Annotated in this window: 16 protein-coding genes; 4 read left to right on the forward strand and 12 right to left on the reverse strand. The window is 72.5% G+C overall.

The window, feature by feature from the left end; all coding sequences use genetic code 11:
* Window positions 1-651 precede the first annotated feature (651 nt).
* The 6 genes from proC to ABZX30_RS17205 form a co-directional block, all read right to left on the reverse strand.
* Window positions 652-1,464 carry a pyrroline-5-carboxylate reductase gene (gene proC, locus ABZX30_RS17180; protein ID WP_355934234.1) on the reverse strand — a complete coding sequence of 271 codons (813 nt, stop codon included), beginning with the start codon at window positions 1,462-1,464 and terminating at the stop codon, window positions 652-654.
* Between the two features lie 127 nt (window positions 1,465-1,591).
* On the reverse strand, window positions 1,592-2,326 hold the full coding sequence (locus tag ABZX30_RS17185) for an ABC transporter permease (protein WP_355934235.1): 735 nt from the start codon (window positions 2,324-2,326) through the stop codon (window positions 1,592-1,594).
* Window positions 2,323-3,171, reverse strand: coding sequence for an ABC transporter ATP-binding protein (locus ABZX30_RS17190; protein WP_355934236.1), 849 nt, complete (start codon window positions 3,169-3,171; stop codon window positions 2,323-2,325). Before ABZX30_RS17190 ends, ABZX30_RS17185 begins: the two co-directional genes overlap by 4 nt.
* A gap of 32 nt (window positions 3,172-3,203) precedes the next feature.
* Window positions 3,204-3,989, reverse strand: coding sequence for a class I SAM-dependent methyltransferase (locus ABZX30_RS17195; protein WP_355934238.1), 786 nt, complete (start codon window positions 3,987-3,989; stop codon window positions 3,204-3,206).
* A gap of 84 nt (window positions 3,990-4,073) precedes the next feature.
* Complete coding sequence (locus tag ABZX30_RS17200) at window positions 4,074-4,595, reverse strand: EamA/RhaT family transporter (protein WP_355934240.1); 522 nt, start codon at window positions 4,593-4,595, stop codon at window positions 4,074-4,076.
* Between the two features lie 42 nt (window positions 4,596-4,637).
* Window positions 4,638-4,967 carry an SH3 domain-containing protein gene (locus ABZX30_RS17205; protein ID WP_355934241.1) on the reverse strand — a complete coding sequence of 110 codons (330 nt, stop codon included), beginning with the start codon at window positions 4,965-4,967 and terminating at the stop codon, window positions 4,638-4,640.
* A gap of 181 nt (window positions 4,968-5,148) precedes the next feature.
* Between ABZX30_RS17205 and ABZX30_RS17210 the strand changes: the two genes are divergently transcribed.
* Window positions 5,149-7,452: a PQQ-binding-like beta-propeller repeat protein gene (locus ABZX30_RS17210; protein ID WP_355934243.1), complete on the forward strand. Its 2,304-nt coding sequence runs from the start codon at window positions 5,149-5,151 to the stop codon at window positions 7,450-7,452.
* A gap of 103 nt (window positions 7,453-7,555) precedes the next feature.
* On the opposite strand, the gene ilvD is transcribed toward ABZX30_RS17210, so the two are convergent.
* The 4 genes from ilvD to ABZX30_RS17230 form a co-directional block, all read right to left on the reverse strand.
* Complete coding sequence (gene ilvD / locus ABZX30_RS17215) at window positions 7,556-9,409, reverse strand: dihydroxy-acid dehydratase (RefSeq protein ID WP_355934245.1); 1,854 nt, start codon at window positions 9,407-9,409, stop codon at window positions 7,556-7,558.
* Window positions 9,410-9,625: 216 nt separating this feature from the next.
* Window positions 9,626-10,234: a TetR family transcriptional regulator gene (locus ABZX30_RS17220; RefSeq protein WP_355934247.1), complete on the reverse strand. Its 609-nt coding sequence runs from the start codon at window positions 10,232-10,234 to the stop codon at window positions 9,626-9,628.
* Window positions 10,231-11,052: a sugar phosphate isomerase/epimerase gene (locus ABZX30_RS17225; protein WP_355934248.1), complete on the reverse strand. Its 822-nt coding sequence runs from the start codon at window positions 11,050-11,052 to the stop codon at window positions 10,231-10,233. The genes ABZX30_RS17220 and ABZX30_RS17225 overlap by 4 nt, the downstream gene beginning before the upstream one ends.
* 226 nt (window positions 11,053-11,278) lie before the next feature.
* Window positions 11,279-12,211: a Ppx/GppA phosphatase family protein gene (locus ABZX30_RS17230; RefSeq protein WP_355934249.1), complete on the reverse strand. Its 933-nt coding sequence runs from the start codon at window positions 12,209-12,211 to the stop codon at window positions 11,279-11,281.
* A 71-nt stretch (window positions 12,212-12,282) separates the two neighbouring features.
* On the opposite strand from ABZX30_RS17230, the gene ABZX30_RS17235 reads away from it, so the two are divergent.
* On the forward strand, window positions 12,283-13,077 hold the full coding sequence (locus ABZX30_RS17235; RefSeq protein ID WP_355934250.1) for a hypothetical protein: 795 nt from the start codon (window positions 12,283-12,285) through the stop codon (window positions 13,075-13,077).
* Here the strand turns inward: ABZX30_RS17235 and ABZX30_RS17240 are convergent.
* Window positions 13,074-14,780 (reverse strand): hypothetical protein, encoded by a 1,707-nt coding sequence (locus ABZX30_RS17240; protein WP_355934252.1) that lies wholly within the window; start codon window positions 14,778-14,780, stop codon window positions 13,074-13,076. The genes ABZX30_RS17235 and ABZX30_RS17240 overlap by 4 nt on opposite strands.
* Window positions 14,781-14,961: 181 nt before the next feature.
* Here ABZX30_RS17240 and radA point away from each other — a divergent pair, with 181 nt between their 5' ends.
* Both radA and disA read left to right on the forward strand, forming a co-directional pair.
* Window positions 14,962-16,371: a DNA repair protein RadA gene (gene radA / locus ABZX30_RS17245; RefSeq protein ID WP_355934254.1), complete on the forward strand. Its 1,410-nt coding sequence runs from the start codon at window positions 14,962-14,964 to the stop codon at window positions 16,369-16,371.
* Between the two features lie 81 nt (window positions 16,372-16,452).
* The gene (gene disA, locus ABZX30_RS17250; protein ID WP_355934255.1) at window positions 16,453-17,577 is read left to right on the forward strand and encodes a DNA integrity scanning diadenylate cyclase DisA; all 1,125 of its coding nucleotides are present in this window, start codon (window positions 16,453-16,455) and stop codon (window positions 17,575-17,577) included.
* A gap of 151 nt (window positions 17,578-17,728) precedes the next feature.
* Here the strand turns inward: disA and ABZX30_RS17255 are convergent, their stop codons facing one another.
* Window positions 17,729-18,586 (reverse strand): hypothetical protein, encoded by an 858-nt coding sequence (locus ABZX30_RS17255; RefSeq protein ID WP_355934257.1) that lies wholly within the window; start codon window positions 18,584-18,586, stop codon window positions 17,729-17,731.
* Window positions 18,587-18,806: the final 220 nt, after the last annotated feature.

Raw genomic sequence — 18,806 nt, forward strand, 5'->3', positions numbered from 1 at the left:
TTTGGCACGCTGTTGAGTTCTCAAGGAACGGTCGCTTCCTTTGTACTCACCCGAGAGACTCTCTCGCGGCTTTCCTCCGGGCGCTTCCCTTCGGTCTTGCGTTTCCGACTCTATCAGATCTTTTCTCGACCCGATTTCCTCGGTGCTTTCCAGGTTTCCGCTCTCGCGTTTCCCTTTCCGGCGGTTCCGACTCTATCAGATCCTTTCGGCGTCCGATTCCCCGTCGGCGGGCTTGTCTTCCGGGCTCTTCGGCCGTTCCGACGAGTGAGACTTTAGCGGATTCCTCGCTCCCGAGCTAATCGGGGGCTGCGTCCTTTCGAACGCGGATTCCTCATTTCGCTCATACACGCGCCAAGCAACACGGCGACGTATCGCCGAGCAGTGGCTGGTACTTACGGAATGGCTGTCCGGGGACCGACCGGAGTCGGCTCTCACGTCGGACAACTCGAAGTACCTTACGGATCGGGTCGGGGTGTGTCAACTCGCTGCGGGAGGGCACGTCGCGGCATACGTGTGGCCATGACGTCGCGTACGTGCAACCAGCAGGGGTGGGCCGCCTGACGGCGGCCGCGCTCACGTACGCATGCAACGGCCGCCGCCCCGGCGGCCGTTCTCGCTTCTCCCTCCAGGGCTCCTGGCGAGGCGTACCTTTCAGTCCTTCTTGCCCGAGGCCAGCTGGCGGCTGCGGTCGCGGGCGGCTTCGAGGGCGGCGATGAGGGCGGCCCGTACGCCGTGGTTCTCCAGTTCGCGGATGGCGTTGATCGTCGTACCGGCGGGGGACGTGACGTTCTCCCGGAGCTTGACCGGGTGTTCGCCGCTGTCGCGGAGCATGGTCGCCGCGCCGATCGCGGACTGGACGATCAGGTCGTGCGCCTTGTCCCGGGGCAGGCCGAGCAGGATGCCGGCGTCGGTCATGGCTTCGACCAGGTAGAAGAAGTACGCGGGGCCGGAGCCGGAGAGGGCGGTACAGGCGTCCTGCTGGGACTCGGGGACGCGGAGGGTCTTGCCTACGGCGCCGAAGATCTCCTCGGTGTGGGTGAGGTGTTCGGCGGTGGCGTGGGTGCCGGCGGAGATGACGGACATGGCCTCGTCGACGAGGGCCGGGGTGTTCGTCATGACGCGGACGACCGGGGTACCGGGGGCGAGGCGTTCCTCGAAGAAGGCGGTGGGGATGCCGGCGGCGCCGCTGATGATCAGGCGGTCGGTGGGGACGTGGGGGACGAGTTCGTCCACGAGCGTGCCCATGTCCTGCGGCTTGACCGTGAGGATGAGGGTGTCGGCGGTCTTGGCGGCCTCGGCGTTGGTGACCGGGGTGACTCCGTAGCGGGTGCGGAGTTCTTCTGCGCGTTCCGGGCGGCGGGCGGTGACCAGGAGGTCTGCGGGGGACCAGCCGGCTCGGATCATTCCGCTGAGCAGGGCTTCGCCGATTTTGCCCGTGCCGAGGACTGCGACTTTCTGGGTCATGGGGTCATTTTCGCACCGGGGGTGCGGGGAGTGGGCCGGTGTCCGGTGGGCGGGATGCTGTTCCCGCCCCCGCCGCCCCTGCCCATTCCCGCCCCCAGGGGCTCCGCCCCTGCACCCCGCCGGGGGCTCACTCCGTTCGGCGGCGCAGGGTGATCGCGCCCAGGGCCAGTACCAGGAGCGCGCAGCCCGCGACGATCACGGTGTCTTGTACGAAGGCCGTCGTCATGTCGGTGTGGCGGAGGACCTCGTTCATGCCGTCCACCGCGTACGACATGGGCAGGGCGTCGGAGACGGCCTCCAGGGCGGGGTGCATGTCGGTGCGGGGGGTGAACAGGCCGCAGAGGAGGAGCTGGGGGAAGATCACCGCGGGCATGAACTGGACCGCCTGGAACTCGGAGGCCGCGAAGGCCGAGACGAAGAGGCCGAGGGCTGTGCCGAGCAGCGCGTCGAGGAGGGCCACGAGGAGCAGCAGCCAGGGGCTGCCCGTGACGTCGAGGCCCAGGAACCAGACCGCGAGGCCGGTCGCGAGTGCCGACTGGACGATCGCCAGGGCGCCGAAGGCGAGCGCGTACCCGGCGATGAGGTCGGCCTTGCCCAGGGGCATGGCGAGGAGGCGCTCGAGCGTGCCGGAGGTGCGTTCGCGCAGGGTGGCGATGGACGTGACCAGGAACATCGTGATCAGCGGGAAGATGCCGAGGAGCGAGGCGCCGATGGTGTCGAAGGTGCGCGGACTGCCGTCGAAGACGTAGCGCAGCAGGACCAGCATCAGACAGGGGACCAGGATCATCAGCGCGACGGTGCGCGGGTCGTGGCGCAGCTGGCGCAGGACCCGGGCCGCGGTGGCGCGCACTCTGCTTGTCATCGTGCCGTCTCCTTCGAGCGGCCTCCGGAGGCCGCCTCGTCCACCAGGTTCAGGAAGGCCGCCTCGACGGTTTCGGCGCCGGTGCGGGTGCGCAGGGCGTCGGGGGTGTCGTCGGCGAGGATCTCGCCCTCACGCATGAGGAGGAGGTGGTCGCAGCGCTCGGCCTCGTCCATGACGTGGGAGGAGATCAGGAGGGTGGCGCCGCGGGTCGCGGCGATGTCGTGGAAGAGGTGCCACAGGTCGCGGCGGAGGACCGGGTCGAGGCCGACGGTGGGTTCGTCGAGGACCAGCAGGTCGGGGGTGCCGAGGAGGGCAACGGCGAGGGAGACGCGGCTGCGCTGGCCGCCGGAGAGGTTTCCGGCCAGGGCGTCGGCGTGGGTGGTGAGGTCGACGTCGGCGATGGCTCGGGCGACGGTGTCGTGGCGGCGCTCGGCTGCCGTGCGGGTGCCCCCGCGCGAGCGCGTCCGGGCGTGCGGGCGGCCGGGGTCGAGGATCGCGGCGAAGTAGTCGAGGTTCTGGCGGACGGTCAGGTCGTCGTAGACGGACGGGGCCTGGGTGACGTAGCCGATGCGATGGCGCAGGGTGGGGTGGCCGGCGGGCCGGCCGAGGACCTGGAGGGTGCCGGTGACCTTGGCCTGGGTGCCGACGACGGCTCGCATGAGGGTCGACTTGCCGCATCCGGAGGGGCCGAGCAGGCCGGTGATCCTGCCGCGCGGGACGGTGAAGTCGAGGCCGCGCAGGACGGTGCGGGGGGCTCGGGCGACGGTGAGGGAGGAGGCCTGGACGGCCGGGGCCGACGCGGGGTCGGCGGGGGGTCCCGGAGGCCCGGGCACGTAATTCATCATGTGATGAATAATGCGCCCGGGCCTGGTGGCCGTCAAGCGACGGCCACCATCAGCTCCACGTCGTAGACCTCCTCCACCGTGCCGCCGGGGAAGGCGGCGAGCAGGTGGGTGCGCTCCTCGGCGAGGAAGGCGGCGGCCGTCGCCGGGTCCTGGACGAGGAAGGCCGAGTGGCTGCCGAGGTTGGCGAGGTGGGTGTCGACGGGGACGTGCCGGCTCCAGCGGACCGTGCGGCAGGTGAAGCCGAGGCGGCCGCTGGGGTCGGCGAGCGCGGAACGGTCGGCGTCGGCGTTCCGGTCCTCGGGGCGCTCGATGCCGAAATGGCACCCGATGCGGTTCGCCTGGGCCTCCTGCCACGGGACGTCGAGGGGGCTGGTGTTCCACCACAGCGCGAGGGCCCCGCCGGGCCGCAGCACGCGCAGCGCCTCCGGGACCGCGCGGGCCGGGTCGGTCCAGTGCCAGGACTGGGCGTAGGTGAGCAGGTCGGCACAGGCGTCGGCCAGCGGGAGAGCGTTGCCGTCGCCCCGGACCAGCGGGACGTCGGGGAGGGTGCGGCGGAACTGGGCCGCCATGCCGTCGCCGGGTTCCACCGCGATCACGTCGGCACCGCGGGCGCGCAGCAGCGCGGTGCCGATGCCGGTGCCGGCACCGACGTCGACGACCCGGGAGCCGTCGAGGGGGCGGCCGGTGAGTTCCTCGAGGGTGTCGAAGAGGGCGGGCGGATAGGAGGGGCGGTGCGCGGCGTACTGGGCGGCCGCGGCGTTGAAGGAGTGGGCCCGCCGGGAGAAGTGCGACGGCGACGGTGAGGGAATGATGGCCATACGGTCATGCTGGCCGCTGAACCCGGAGCATGCCCTGGATTAATGGATTGCCGGGGACGCCTTCCTTCCGCCTCGCCCCGCGCGCTACGCCTTGCGGCGCTTCTTGGCGGGATTCCCCGTGCGGTGTGAGCTGCGGCGGCCGTGCCGGGCGCGGGCCTCTTCGTATGTGGCGCGGTGCAGTTTCTCGCCGGGGGCCTCGATGAGCGAGCGGAAGAAGTAGGCGGCGAGGGAGCCGACGAAGCCGATGGCCAGCAGGCCCCGCAGGGAGGCCTGGCGGGCGGGGTCGAGGCGCCTGCCGAAACCGTCCCAGGTGTTGCGGAAGGCCAGCGCGCTGCAGATCGCGAACATCGCGACGACCAGGACGGTCACGAAGGACCCGCTGCCCGCGATCTCCAGCCCCTGGTAGGCGAAGCGCAGGACGACGCAGGAGGCGACGGCCGCGGCCAGGGAGCCGGCGGTGACGGCCGCGCGGCGGACCGCGTAGCCGTGGTCGTGGTTCACCCAGGTCGTGCCGAAGAACCGCAGGGGCTCGGGGCGGGGGCCGTCGCCGGGGGTGCCGCCCGGGGAGCCCGCCGTGGTGTCCGGGGTGCCGGTTCCGTCGCTCACGGGACGATTATGGCCGGACGGCGCGGCGGGCTCCGGGGCGGGTCAGGAGCAGCGCGAGGCCACGTAGCCGTCGCTGCCCGTGCGGACGTACGCGTCGGACACGTACTGGCCGTCTGCGATGTTGTCCCAGATCTTGCTGGTGCCGTACGGCCCGGTGATCGTCTGGCCCGGCGTCTGGCAGTAGATCGGCACCTTGGCGCCCTCGGCCAGCGTGCGGACGAGGCTGTAGTTGGTACCGGGGCCACTGCGGACATTGAGCTGGACGCCCGGGGCGACCGAGTAGTACTGCACGGCCGCGGCTGCCTCGACCGCGGTGGTGACGACCTCGATCCCGTCCCCGCCCTCGACTTCTCCGACGTCTGCAACAGACATGTGAACTCCCCCGTTCGATCCCCATGACTGCCATGGGGCCCCGTTGATTCCCCGAAATCAGGCCACGAAACACATGTGCGTGATTCGCACGCGAACGCCAGCAAGCCGCCTCTGTTCCGCAAGGGTCATCGACTAGGCTCCGTGCGTCGCGCGCGCCGACGAACAGCACGGGGGTGGTCCCATGGCGCCACAGCGGAACGCCGGAGCGGGCGCGGAAGCGGAACTTCCGGAGTACGCCGGTCACTACCACCTGGAGTCGCGCCTGGGCTCCGGTGGGATGGGCGTCGTGCACCTGGCCCGCAGCACCTCGGGCATGAAGGTCGCGGTGAAGGTCGTCCACGCGGAGTTCGCCAGGGACCCCGAGTTCCGTGGCCGGTTCCGGCAGGAGGTGGCCGCCGCCCGGCGGGTGAGCGGTGCGTTCACCGCGCCCGTCGTGGACGCCGATCCGGAGGCCGAACGGCCCTGGATGGCGACGCTGTTCATCCCGGGACAGACCCTCGCCGGCCATGTGAAGGAGCACGGGGCCATGTCCCCGGACCGGTTGCGCCGGCTGATGGCCGGACTGGCCGAGGCACTGCGCGACATCCACCGCGTGGGGGTCGTGCACCGCGATCTCAAGCCGAGCAACGTGCTGCTCGCCGAGGACGGGCCGAAGGTCATCGACTTCGGCATCTCCCGCCCCAAGGACAGCGAACTGCGCACCGAGACGGGGAAGTTGATCGGCACTCCGCCGTTCATGGCACCGGAGCAGTTCCGGCGCCCCCGGGAGGTGGGCCCGGCCGCCGACGTCTTCGCCCTGGGGTCGGTCATGGTGCACGCGGCCACCGGGCGCGGGCCGTTCGACTCCGACAGCCCCTATGTCGTCGCGTACCAGGTCGTGCACGACGAGCCCGACCTGACCGGCGTACCGGAGAACCTCGCGCCGCTGGTGCTGCGCTGCCTGGCCAAGGAGCCGGAGGAGCGGCCCACGCCCGACGCGCTGATGCGGGAACTGCGGTCGGTGGCGGCCTCGTACGACACGCAGACCTTCATACCGGCACAGCGTACGAGCGTGCCGACGTCCGCGGACGGGGAACGGACGGACCGGGAACGGGCGGACGGGGAACGGGCGGACGGAGAACCGGCGGACGGGGAGCCCGTAGCGGAACCTGAGGCCGGGGAACCTGAGGCCGCGGAGCCCGAGGCCGCGGAGCCCGAAGTCGACCAGCCCGAAGTCGCCGCGCCGGTCGCCGCGCCCGAAGTCGCGGCGTACGAGGTCACGGGACCCCGGCCCACGGAGTCCGGAGGGCGGCCTCGGCGGCGCCGGGTCCGGTGGGCGGCCCTGACTGCCGGGGTGCTCGCTCTCGTCGTCGGCGGTGCGGTGGCCTCGGTGCGGCTGGCCGACGGCTCAGGTCCCCAGCCGGCCGGGGGCGGCTCGCACACCGTGGCGGCCGGGGCGTCGGCCGACGGGTTCATGCCATGGGCGGAGAAGCCCGGATCCGGGGACGCCGGGATGCCCCAGTGCTCCGCCACCACCGCCGCGCTGGTCTGCGCGCAGTCGGGGCGGGTCTACGCCCTCTCCCCCTCCGACGGCAGTCTGCTCTGGCGGCGCTCCGCCGCCACGTCGCTGGGCAGCGGAGCGCCCGTGCTGTCGGGTGGGCTGGTGCAGGTCCTGACGGACCAGGGGCGGCGCGTGGCGGCGCTCGATCCCGTGTCCGGCACGGTGCGCCGGCAGCAGGACGTACCCGCGGGCGGCGGGATGCGGTTCGCGGGGGACATCCTGCTGCTCACCGCGGCCGACGGGACGGTCACCGGCGTGGACAGCGCCTCGGGCCGGACGAAGTGGCACCACCGGATTCCGGGGCAGACGATGCCCTTGTTCACCTGGTTCACCGGGGACCGGGTGGCGTACACCACGAGCACCTCGGCCGACGGGTCGCGCACCCGGGTCACCGCGGTGGACCCGGGCACGGGTGACGTGCGCTGGGAGGCCCTGCTCGACGGATCGCTGCGGCCCGTCGGAACCAGCGGCGGATCGGCCTACTTCCTCGCCGTCGACCGGGTCTACGGGGCCACGCAGGCGGTCGTCCGCTACAGCCCCGCGTCCCGGACGGCACGGCGGGTGGCCCTGTCCGTGTCCCTCGAGGACGCCCACGCCACCGTGCGCGGGGACGTGGTCTACCTCCTGGCCACCGGGGGCTCGCTGGAGGCCGTGGACACAGGCGCGCGGCGGCGGCTGTGGCGGCTGCAGACCTCCGTGATCCGGGGCTCGACGCCGGTCGCCGACGGCGGCCATGTGTACGTCAGCACTCCCGACGGGCGGCTGCTCGCCGTGGACGCCCGCACGGGCGCCCTCGTCGGGCAGACCCGGGCCCGGCTCGGCACGCGCGCGGACCGGGTGACGGCCACGCTGCCGGAGCCGGTGGTCATCAAGGGCCGCGTCTACGCCTCCGCGCCCGACGGCACCGTCTTCGCCGTCGACGGCCACGATCCGGCGGGCTGGTGAGCGGTTCACCCGCTCACCCGTTGACTCGCTGACCTGGTGACCTGGTGACAGGCCGAGGGGCTGCCCCCGGTGAAGGAGCGGCCCCTCGGCCCAGCCGGCCGGCTCAGCCCAGCTTGGACACGTCCCGCACGGCGCCCCTGTCGGCGCTGGTCGCCATCGCCGCGTACGCCCGCAGCGCGGCCGACACCTTGCGCTCGCGGTTCCGGGGGGCGTGGACGCCGTTCAGGGCGTGCTCGCGCCGGTAGAGTTCCGCCTCGTCGACGAGGAGTTCGATCGTGCGGTTCGGGATGTCGATGCGGATGCGGTCGCCGTCCTCGACGAGGGCGATGGTCCCGCCGGAGGCCGCCTCCGGGGAGGCGTGGCCGATGGACAGGCCCGAGGTGCCGCCGGAGAAGCGGCCGTCGGTGATCAGGGCGCAGGTCTTGCCCAGGCCCCGGCCCTTCAGGTACGAGGTCGGGTAGAGCATCTCCTGCATGCCGGGGCCGCCCTTGGGGCCCTCGTAGCGGATGACGACGACGTCGCCGTGCTTCACCTCCTGGGTGAGGATCCGCTGGACGGCCTCTTCCTGGGACTCGCAGACCACGGCCGGGCCCTCGAAGGTCCAGATCGACTCGTCGACGCCCGCCGTCTTCACCACGCAGCCGTCGGCCGCCAGGTTGCCCCAGAGGACCGCCAGGCCGCCGTCCTTGGAGTACGCGTGCTCGACCGAGCGGATGCAGCCTTCCGCCGCGTCCTCGTCCAGGGCCTCCCAGCGCTCGGACTGGGAGAAGGCCTCGGCGGAGCGGACGCAGCCGGGGGCCGCGTGCCAGAGTTCGACCGCCTCGGCGGACGGGGAGCCGCCGCGCACGTCCCAGGTCTTCAGCCAGTCCGCCAGGGACGGGCTGTGCACGGCGTGCACGTCCTCGTTGAGCAGGCCCGCGCGGTGCAGTTCGCCGAGCAGGGCGGGGATGCCGCCGGCGCGGTGCACGTCCTCCATGTAGTACGTGCGGTTCTTCGCGACGTTCGGGGCCACCTTCGCCAGGCAGGGGACCCGGCGGGAGACCGCGTCGATCTGCTCCAGGCCGAAGGGGACGCCCGCCTCCTCGGCCGCGGCCAGCAGGTGCAGGATCGTGTTGGTGGAGCCGCCCATCGCGATGTCCAGGGCCATGGCGTTCTCGAAGGCCTGGAAGGTGGCGATGCTGCGCGGCAGGACGGTGTCGTCGTCCTGCTCGTAGTAGCGGCGGGTGAGGTCCATGACCGTGCGGGCCGCGTCGACGTAGAGCTGCTTGCGGGCCGTGTGGGTGGCGAGGACCGAGCCGTTGCCGGGGAGGGAGAGGCCGATCGCCTCCGTCAGGCAGTTCATCGAGTTGGCGGTGAACATGCCGGAACAGGAGCCGCAGGTCGGACAGGCGTTCTCCTCGATGCGGAGGATGTCCTCGTCCGAGATCTTGTCGTTCACGGCGTCGGAGATCGCGTCGACCAGGTCGAGCGTGCGGACCGTGCCGTCGACCAGGGTCGCGCGGCCGGACTCCATCGGGCCGCCGGAGACGAAGACCGTCGGGATGTTCAGGCGCAGGGCGGCCATCAGCATGCCCGGGGTGATCTTGTCGCAGTTGGAGATGCAGACCAGGGCGTCGGCGCAGTGGGCCTCGACCATGTACTCCACACTGTCCGCGATCAGGTCGCGGGAGGGCAGGGAGTAGAGCATGCCGCCGTGGCCCATCGCGATGCCGTCGTCGACGGCGATGGTGTTGAACTCGCGCGGGATGCCGCCCGCCTCTTTGATCGCCTCGCTGACGATCCGGCCGACCGGCTGCAGGTGGGTGTGGCCGGGCACGAATTCGGTGAAGGAGTTGGCCACCGCGATGATCGGCTTCCGGCCGATGTCCGCACCGGGTACACCGGAGGCGCGCATAAGGGCGCGGGCGCCCGCCATGTTGCGGCCGTGGGTGACTGTGCGGGACCTCAGCTCGGGCATCGTCGCTCGCTCCTTCGAAGACCATCCGGCGGGGGCTTCCGCCAGAGAGTTCTGACTCCCTACGAGCGTACGCCGACACTCCAAGGGATGGACGCGGGTGTCCGGGATACGGGACACGTGTTCCACGGACGCGGTGCGGTCAGGACCATCCGGGCTGTCAGGAGTACCGGGACCGGACCGTCAGGGCTGTCGGGGCTGCCAGGGCTGCCTGGACTGTCAGGGATGGGTCAGGTGCCCCTGCACCACCGGCGCCACCCGCGCAACGATCTGCTCCAGGTCCACCGACGCCAGCGGCTCCACCTTGATCACGTAGCGCAGCATCGCGCACCCCACCACCTGCGCGGCCGCCAGCTCGGCGCGCAGTTCGGCGTCCGGGAGATCCAGTTGTACGGCGATCCGGCGCAGCAGCTGGGCGGAGACGAGGCGGCGGAAGACGGCTGCCGCGGTCTCGTTGTCGACGGCTGAGCGCACGATGGCGAGCAGGGGCGTACGGGTGGTGGGGTTCTCCCAGACGCCGAAGATGAAGCGGGTCAGCCGCTCCCCCACTCCCTCCAGCGGCCCGGCGGCCACCGCGTCGGGGGCGTTCAGGGCGGGCGCGAAGGCGACCGCGACGGCCGCCTCGAAGACCTGCTCCTTGGTGCCGAAGTAGTGGTGGACGAGCGCGGAGTCGACGCCTGCGGCCTTGGCGATGCCGCGCACGGACGTCTTCTCGTAGCCGCGCTCGGAGAATTCCTCGCGGGCCGCGGTGAGGATGCGGTCGCGGGTGCCGGCCGACTCGGTGCGCGGGGGCCGGCCGCGGCGGCGGGCACCGGTCGTCCCGGTCACCGCCGGGGCACCTTCACCGGGGAGGCCAGGTGCAGGCGGGTGAAGGCCAGGGCCTCGGCGAGGTCGGCCTCGCGTTCGGCACCGGACATCGCCCGCCGGGTGTTGACCTCTATGACGACGTGGCCGTCGAAGCCGGTCAGCGCGAGCCGCTCGAGCACCTCGGCGCAGGGCTGGGTGCCGCGGCCGGGGACCAGGTGCTCGTCCTTCGCCGACCCCCGGCCGTCGGCCAGGTGGACGTGGCCGAGGCGGTCGCCCATCCGGCCGAGCATGTCGAGGGCGTCCGTGCGGGCGGTCGCCGCGTGGCTGAGGTCGATCGTGAAGTGCCGGTAGTCGTCCTGGGTGACGTCCCAGTCGGGGGCGTAGGCGAGCATCTCGCGGTCGCGGTAGCGCCAGGGGTACATGTTCTCCACCGCGAACCGTACGTCCGTCTCGTTCGCCATGCGCCAGATCCCGGTGACGAAGTCCCGGGCGTACTGCCGCTGCCAGCGGAACGGCGGGTGCACGACGACGGTGCCGGCGCCGAGCTTCTCGGCGGCGGCCCGGGCGCGCTGGAGCTTGACCCAGGGGTCGGTGGACCACACCCGCTGGGTGATGAGCAGGCAGGGCGCGTGCACCGCCAGCACCGGTATCCCGTGGTAGTCGGAGAGGCGGCGGAGCGCCTCGATGTCCTGACTGACCGGGTCGGTCCACACCATGACCTCGACGCCGTCGTAGCCGAGGCGCGCGGCGATCTCGAAGGCCGTCGCCGTGGACTCCGGATACACCGAGGCCGTGGAGAGGGCGACCTTCGCATCTGGGATGCGGACGGGCTCTGCCATGAGGGACAGGTTACGGGCTGCGGTATGCGGAATGCGGGGTACCTATGGGCCGTTGTGGGGTTTGCCACGGGCGGGCGCCGGTCGTCCGTGGCTCGTCGCGGGTGCTCTGTGGTGCGGGTGCGGTGTGGCGGGGGTGCTCTGTGGCGGTCCCACGGGTACAGGGCACCGGTGCCACGGGTACAGGGCGCCGGTCCCACGGGTACAGGGCGCCGGTCCCACGGGTGCCCTACACCGGTCCCATGTGATCCAGTCGCCGCAGGATCACGCCCTCCCTGAGCGCCCACGGGCAGATCTCGACGTTCTCCACGGCGAAGAGGTCCATCGCGGCCTCGGCGACCAGGGCGCCGGCGAGGAGCTGGCCGGCGCGGCCGTCGGAGACGCCGGGGAGTTCGGCGCGCTGGTCCGCGGTCATGCCCGCCAGGCGGGGGACCCAGGCTTCCAGCGACTCGCGCTTGAGCTCGCGCTGGACGTAGAGGCCCTCGGCGGAGCGGGCGGCGCCGGCGATGCGGGCCAGCTGCTTGAAGGTCTTCGACGTGGCGACCACGTGGTCCGGGGCACCGAAGCGGGTGAACTCGCCGACGGTGCGGGCGATCTCGGTGCGCACATGGCGGCGCAGTGCCCTTATCGCCTCCGGGGCGGGCGGGTCGCCGGGCAGCCAGCCGGCGGTGAGCCGGCCCGCGCCCAGCGGGAGGGAGACGGCCGCGTCGGGTTCCTCGTCGATGCCGTAGGCGATCTCCAGGGAGCCGCCGCCGATGTCCAGGACGAGCAGCTTCCCGGCCGACCAGCCGAACCAGCGGCGGGCGGCGAGGAAGGTGAGGCGGGCCTCCTCGGCGCCGGTGAGGACCTGGAGCTCGACGCCGGTGGTGTCCTGGACCCGGGCCAGCACCTCGTCGGCGTTGCTCGCCTCACGGACCGCGGACGTGGCGAACGGCAGCAGGTCCTCGACGCCCTTGTCCTCGGCGGCCTGGAGGGCGTCCTGGACGACGCCGACCAGTCTGTCGACGCCTTCGGAGCCGATGGCGCCACTGCTGTCGAGGAGCTGGGCGAGCCGCAGCTCGGCCTTGTGCGAATGCGCGGGCAGGGGGCGCGCGCCGGGGTGTGCGTCCACCACCAGCAGGTGCACCGTGTTGGAACCCACGTCCAGGACACCGAGTCTCATGGACGGAACGCTACTGCCAGTACCCCGGTCCTCAGGCCCCGGAGCGGTCTCCGGCCACTTACCCTGGATGCGTGCCAAAGACGAAAAAGGCGAAGAGCGACAAATCCTCGACGCGGGCAAGTGACGAGAAGGGGCTCGACTTCGCGCGCGCGTGGGTGGAGTTCCCTGATCCGGCGGACGACGAGCAGGTCTTCCGCTGTGATCTGACATGGCTGACCTCTCGCTGGAACTGCGTCTTCGGCAGCGGCTGTCAGGGCATCCAGGCGGGCCGCGCGGACGACGGATGCTGCACGCTGGGTGCCCACTTCTCCGACGAGGACGACGAGAAGCGGGTCGCCGAGCATGTGGCGAGGCTCACGCCGGACATCTGGCAGCAGCGCGACGAGGGGCTGGCGCGCGGCTGGGTCTCCGAGGACGAGGACGGTTCCCGGCAGACCCGGCCCTTCCAGGGCTCCTGCATCTTCCAGAACCGGCCCGGCTTCGCGGGCGGCGCGGGCTGCTCGCTGCACATCCTGGCCCTGCGCGAGGGCCGCGAGCCGCTGGAGACCAAACCGGACGTGTGCTGGCAGCTGCCGGTCCGGCGGACGTACGACTGGATCGACCGGCCCGACGACACCCGGGTGCTGCAGGTGTCCATCGGCGAGTACGACCGCCGGGGCTGGGGTCCGGGCGGCCACGACCTGCACTGGTGGTGCACGTCGGCGACCTCGGCCCACGGCGCGGGCGAGCCGGTCTACGTCTCCTACCGGGCCGAGCTGACCGAGCTGATGGGCAAGGCCGGCTACGACCGGCTCGCCGAACTGTGCGAACAGCGCCTGGCCTCGCAGCTGCCGCTGGTCGCTCCGCATCCGGCGGACCCGGTCTAGGACCCGTCGGCCGGGCTGTCCGGCGGGGACGGGGTGGCGCCGTCGGTCGGTGGGGACGTCGGGGTTCCGGGATCGGTGGGCGGTGTGGACGACGTACTCGGTGTGGGGGTCGGGTCGCTGGATGGGCCGGTGGGTGAGGGGCCGGTGGGCGCCGAGGCCGTGGGGGCCGGGTCGGGGTGCGTGCCCGGGGGCGGGTCCGCCGGTCTGGAGGGGCCGGTGGGGGCGGTGCCGTACCCCTCGATCGAGACGGCGGAGCCTGCCGGGGCGATCGCCACCTGTGCGGTCCAGTGGCCGGCGGGCTCGCGCAACTGGTCGACGTACACCTTGATCGTGAACGATTCGCCGGGCCGGAGGGTTCCCGAGGGGCGGCTCAGGTAGAGCCAGTCGGCGGAGGTGGTCGCCGACCAGCGGACCGGGGAGGGCCCGGACGCGGTGAGCGTGACGAGCGTGGTGTCGCCGCTGGTGCCGGCCGTGACCGTCAGGTGTCCCGCCCCCTTGTGCCCGGCCCCGGGGACGCTGACCACCTCCACGGAGACGTCGGAGGAGCCGTCCTTGGCGAGGCTCCTGCCGGGGACGCCGGCGTTCCCGGCGTTCTCGTAGCCGTCGGCCGGGTCGCCGTCGAGGCCGGCGGGACCGTGCGCCTCGCGCGCGGTGGCGGCACGGCCGTCCTGACCCTCCCCGGTCGGGGTGCCCCGGTGCGCCGCCCACAGGGCCAGTACGGGGGCGGCGACGACGGTGGCGACGACGGTCGTGGTGACGGCACGCGCGCGGATGCGGTCCCGGCGGGCGGCACGGTCCTTGGGGTCCATGGGGAAGCCGCGCCGGTCGAGGCGGGGCGCGGCGGTGCCCCGCGCGCGCGGGCCGTGGGCCAGGGCGACGTGCAGCTCCGCGCGGGGCGCCTGCAGGACGGGCAGCTCGGCGGGGGTGACCGTGGCACCGGGCCAGTGTCCCGGGACCGCGCGCTCGGCGGTGCGGCGGCAGCGCGGGCAGTCGTCGACGTGCCGCACCAGCTCGCGCCGCAGGGCGCTGCTGAGCACCAGCTGGTCCTCGCCGGCGAGCCGGTCCACGCCGGGGCAGCCGCCGGCCTCGACGACGGCGAGCGCGGCGCGGGTGCGCTCCACCTCGCAGGCGGCGGAGGCCAGCAGTTCGCGGGTGGCGGTGAGGTCCATGCCGAGGACGGCGGCGACCTCCTGGGCGCCGAGATGGTGGCGCACGGCGAGTTCGAGCGCCTCACGCTGCTCCGGGCTGGTCCCGGCGGCCTCTGGCCAGGCGAGCAGGGCGAGTTCGCGGCGCCGCTGCTCCTGCGTCTCCGCCGGGACGGGCGGGCCGGTGACCTGCCGTTTCCCGGCCCGGGCGCGGCCCGCCGCGCGCGTGGCCTGACGTTTCTGCTTGGCCTCGGCCAGCTTGCGCAGGCACGCCCAGCGGGCCAGCGCGTACAGCCAGGCCCTGCGGTCGCCCACCTCCTGCGGCACCCGCCGCCCGCGCCGCTCGGCGAACGCGAGGACGTCGCCCAGCGCGGCGGTCGCGGCCTCGTGGTCGCACAGCACGGACAGGCAGTAGGTGAACAGGCCGTCCAGGTAGGGCTCGTAGCGCGCGGGCGGCTGCTGCGCCAACGTGCGCGCCGCAGCACGATCGCGCGCTTCCCGGTGCGCTCTGTGGGCGCCGGTGGTGCGGGTCGAGGTCTCCGGACTGGTGCTCATCACCCGTGCGACCGTAGGCGGCTGGGGATGGGCCATTCCGGCGGCTTGAGCACATTTAATCCGTACGGGTGAAACGATCCCTCATAAGGGGACAGGGCCCTCGATCGCGGGGCCGAGCCCCGGCGGCTCCGGACGGCCGGTCCGTGCCGTCGGCGTTGTCGGTGGGCTCGGCTACGGTTTCCGCATGGCTGCCCGTACGAAGACCACCAAGGACCGCCCGTCCTACCGCTGCACCGAATGCGGCTGGCAGACGGCCAAGTGGCTCGGCCGTTGTCCCGAGTGCCAGGCGTGGGGCACGGTCGAGGAGTACGGCGCGCCCGCGGTGCGTACGACGGCGCCGGGACGGGTCACCAGCTCCGCGGTGCCCATCGGGCAGGTGGACGGGCGCCAGGCGACCGCGCGCTCGACGGGGGTGCCCGAGCTGGACCGGGTGCTCGGAGGCGGGCTGGTGCCGGGCGCTGTGGTGCTGCTGGCGGGCGAGCCGGGGGTGGGCAAGTCGACGCTGCTGCTGGACGTCGCGGCGAAGGCGGCGAGTGACGAGCACCGCACCCTGTATGTGACGGGTGAGGAGTCGGCGAGCCAGGTGCGGCTGCGCGCCGATCGGATCAAGGCCATCGACGACCACCTCTACCTCGCGGCCGAGACCGATCTGTCGGCCGTGCTCGGGCACTTGGACGCGGTCAAGCCGTCCCTGCTGATCCTGGACTCCGTGCAGACGGTCGCCTCCCCGGAGATCGACGGTGCGCCCGGCGGCATGGCCCAGGTGCGGGAGGTGGCCGGCGCCCTCATCCGTGCCTCCAAGGAACGCGGCATGTCCACGCTGCTGGTGGGCCATGTCACCAAGGACGGGGCGATCGCGGGACCCCGGCTGCTGGAGCACCTCGTGGACGTGGTGCTGCACTTCGAGGGTGACCGGCACGCCCGGCTCCGCCTGGTGCGGGGCGTGAAGAACCGGTACGGGGCCACGGACGAGGTCGGCTGCTTCGAACTGCACGACGAGGGCATCACCGGACTCGCCGACCCGAGCGGGCTCTTCCTGACCCGTCGTGACGAACCGGTCCCCGGTACGTGCCTGACGGTGACCCTGGAGGGGCGCCGCCCGCTGGTGGCGGAGGTGCAGGCACTCACCGTCGACTCACAGATCCCCTCCCCGCGGCGGACGACGTCCGGCCTGGAGACCTCACGCGTGTCGATGATGCTCGCCGTGCTGGAGCAGCGAGGCCGGATCAGCGCGCTCGGCAAGCGGGACATCTACTCCGCGACGGTCGGCGGCGTGAAGCTGTCGGAGCCGGCCGCGGACCTCGCCGTCGCCCTCGCGCTGGCCTCGGCCGCCAGTGACACCCCGCTGCCGAAGAACCTCGTCGCCATCGGTGAGGTCGGCCTCGCGGGCGAGGTCAGACGGGTCACGGGCGTGCAGCGCAGGCTCGCCGAGGCGCACCGGCTGGGCTTCACGCACGCGCTCGTACCGGGCGATCCGGGCAAGGTCCCGTCCGGGATGAAGGTGCTGGAAGTGGCGGACATAGGGGACGCGCTGCGGGTCCTCCCCCGCTCCCGTCGCCGGGAGGCCCCACGGGAGGCGGAGGAGCGCCGGTAGACTTTGCCCTGGTCTCGCCCGTCCGTACGAACCGAGTGCGCGAAACGGGAGCGCCCAAGAACCTGCGACCGGAGGAGTGCAGTGGCAGCCAACGACCGGGCGGCAGCTCCCGGAAAGTCCGGTGGGAGTTCCGGTGCCGATCGCCTGATGCGCGCCTCGTTGAGCGCCGTGGCGCCCGGTACGGCCCTGCGCGACGGCCTCGAGCGCGTGCTGCGCGGCAACACCGGCGGACTCATCGTGCTCGGCTCCGACAAGACGGTCGAGGCCATGTGCACGGGCGGTTTCGTGCTGGATGTCGAGTTCACGGCGACGCGGCTGCGTGAGCTGTGCAAACTCGACGGCGGCATCGTGCTCTCCTCCGACCTGTCGAAGATCCTCAGGGCGGGCGTGCAGTTCGTGCCGGACGCGACGATCCCGACGGAGGAGACGGGCACCCGGCACCGCACGGCGGACCGGGTCAGCAAGCAGGTCGGCTTCCCGGTCGTCTCCGTCTCCCAGTCGATGCGGCTGATCGCCCTGTACGTGGACGGGCAGCGGCGCGTGCTGGAGGACTCCGCGGCGATCCTCTCCCGCGCGAACCAGGCCCTGGCCACGCTGGAGCGGTACAAGCTCCGCCTGGACGAGGTCGCGGGCACGCTGTCGGCACTGGAGATCGAGGACCTGGTGACGGTCCGGGACGTCTCCGCCGTCGCGCAGCGCCTGGAGATGGTGCGCCGCATCGCCACCGAAATCGCCGAATACGTGGTCGAACTGGGCACCGACGGGCGGCTCCTCGCCCTCCAGCTCGACGAGTTGATCGCGGGCGTGGAGCCGGAGCGCGAACTGGTCGTACGGGACTACGTCCCGGAGCCCACCGCCAAGCGCTCCCGCACGGTCGACGAGGCACTCCACGAACTGGACGCCCTCTCGCACGCGGAGCTGCTCGAGATGCCCACGGTCGCCCGCGCGCTCGGCTACACCGGCTCGCCCGAGACACTGGACTCCGCGGTGTCACCCCGCGGCTTCCGGCTGCTGGCCAAGGTGCCGCGGCTGCCCCGCGCGATCATCGACCGGCTCGTGGAGCACTTCGGCGGACTGCAGAAGCTGCTCGCCGCGAGCGTGGACGACCTCCAGACCGTGGACGGTGTGGGCGAGGCCCGGGCCCGCAGCGTGCGGGAGGGTCTGTCGCGACTGGCGGAGTCGTCGATCCTCGAGCGTTACGTCTGACACGCGGATCATGGATCATCACGTCTGAGCGCGCGGATCATCGAGCCCGTCCGCGACCGGGGGCGAGGCCGTTCAGGCCGGCAGCGGGTCCCGGCCGGGGGCCCGGCAGGGGGTCCGGGGGCGGAGCCCCTGGCGCCGAGGTGTGACTCGTCTAGTCGGCCGACAGCACGAACGACGTCTGCGCCGCGGCGAACCCGGGCGCCTTGGCCTCCACCAGATACGTTCCGGCCTTCGCCGACCCCGCCGGTGGCGTCGCGCACTCCGGGGCGCTCGGCTTGCGGTCCCACTTGACGGTGTAGGTGATGGCGCTGCCCGCCGGCACCCGGAAGACCAGACCGGCCGCGCCCTTGGGGCAGTCGGCGGACGACCAGTAGTCGTCGCTGTCGTCGGCCTGCGTGATGGTCAGCACGGCCTTCTTGGGGCCGAGGTCGATCTTGCAGTCGCTCCCGGCGGTGTTCTTCGCGGTGACTTCGAAGGCGGGGGTCTGACCGGGCGAGTAGGTGTTGTGGACGCTGCGCAGGTTCAACGTGACCGCTCCGGCAGTGCAGTTGGGCAGGGCCGAGGACGCCGGAAGCGCGTCCCCCGCGCCGACGCCGACACCGCCGGAACCAGAGCCGGAACCGGTACCGGAACCGGAGCCCGAAGAACCGTTCCCGCCCGAAGTGCCGGATCCCTCTGACCCGGTGCCGTCCACCGTGCCGTCCCCCGAGCCGGACGATCCACCGGAGCCGCCCGACCCGCCGCTCCCGGTGTCCCCGCTGCTCGGCTCGTCACGCCCGCCCGGGTGCTGGCTGATCGCCGGTCCCGAGTCGGACGGTCCCGGGGTGATCGAGGGCACGGGATTCTTGCCGTCGGACCCTCCGGCGTGGTTCTTGCCGCCGGAGCCGCCCGAGGTGACTATCCAGGTGACCAGCAGCGCCAACAGGGCAGCCACCGACACCAGTACGACCCTCCGTCGCCAGTAGATGGAGGAGGGAAGCGGCCCGACCGGATTGCGCAGAGATCCCACGTCGCAAACTGTACGAGAGATCGCGGCGCTTGCTCTCCTCACCCGCCGCCCGGAACACAACTTTTCCGGATCATCATTTCGGTAACTGCCCGCACAGGGGCTCCCGTTCCGAATCCGCCCGCACACCGGCCCTTACCCGCCGCCCGCTCCCCGCCGCCCGCTCCCCGCCGCCGTCAACCCGCGCGCCCCGCCCGGGGCAAGCCGCGGACCGGACGGAACC

The organism is Streptomyces sp. NPDC004542, assembly GCF_040610035.1.
In the GTDB taxonomy this organism is placed as follows: domain Bacteria; phylum Actinomycetota; class Actinomycetes; order Streptomycetales; family Streptomycetaceae; genus Streptomyces.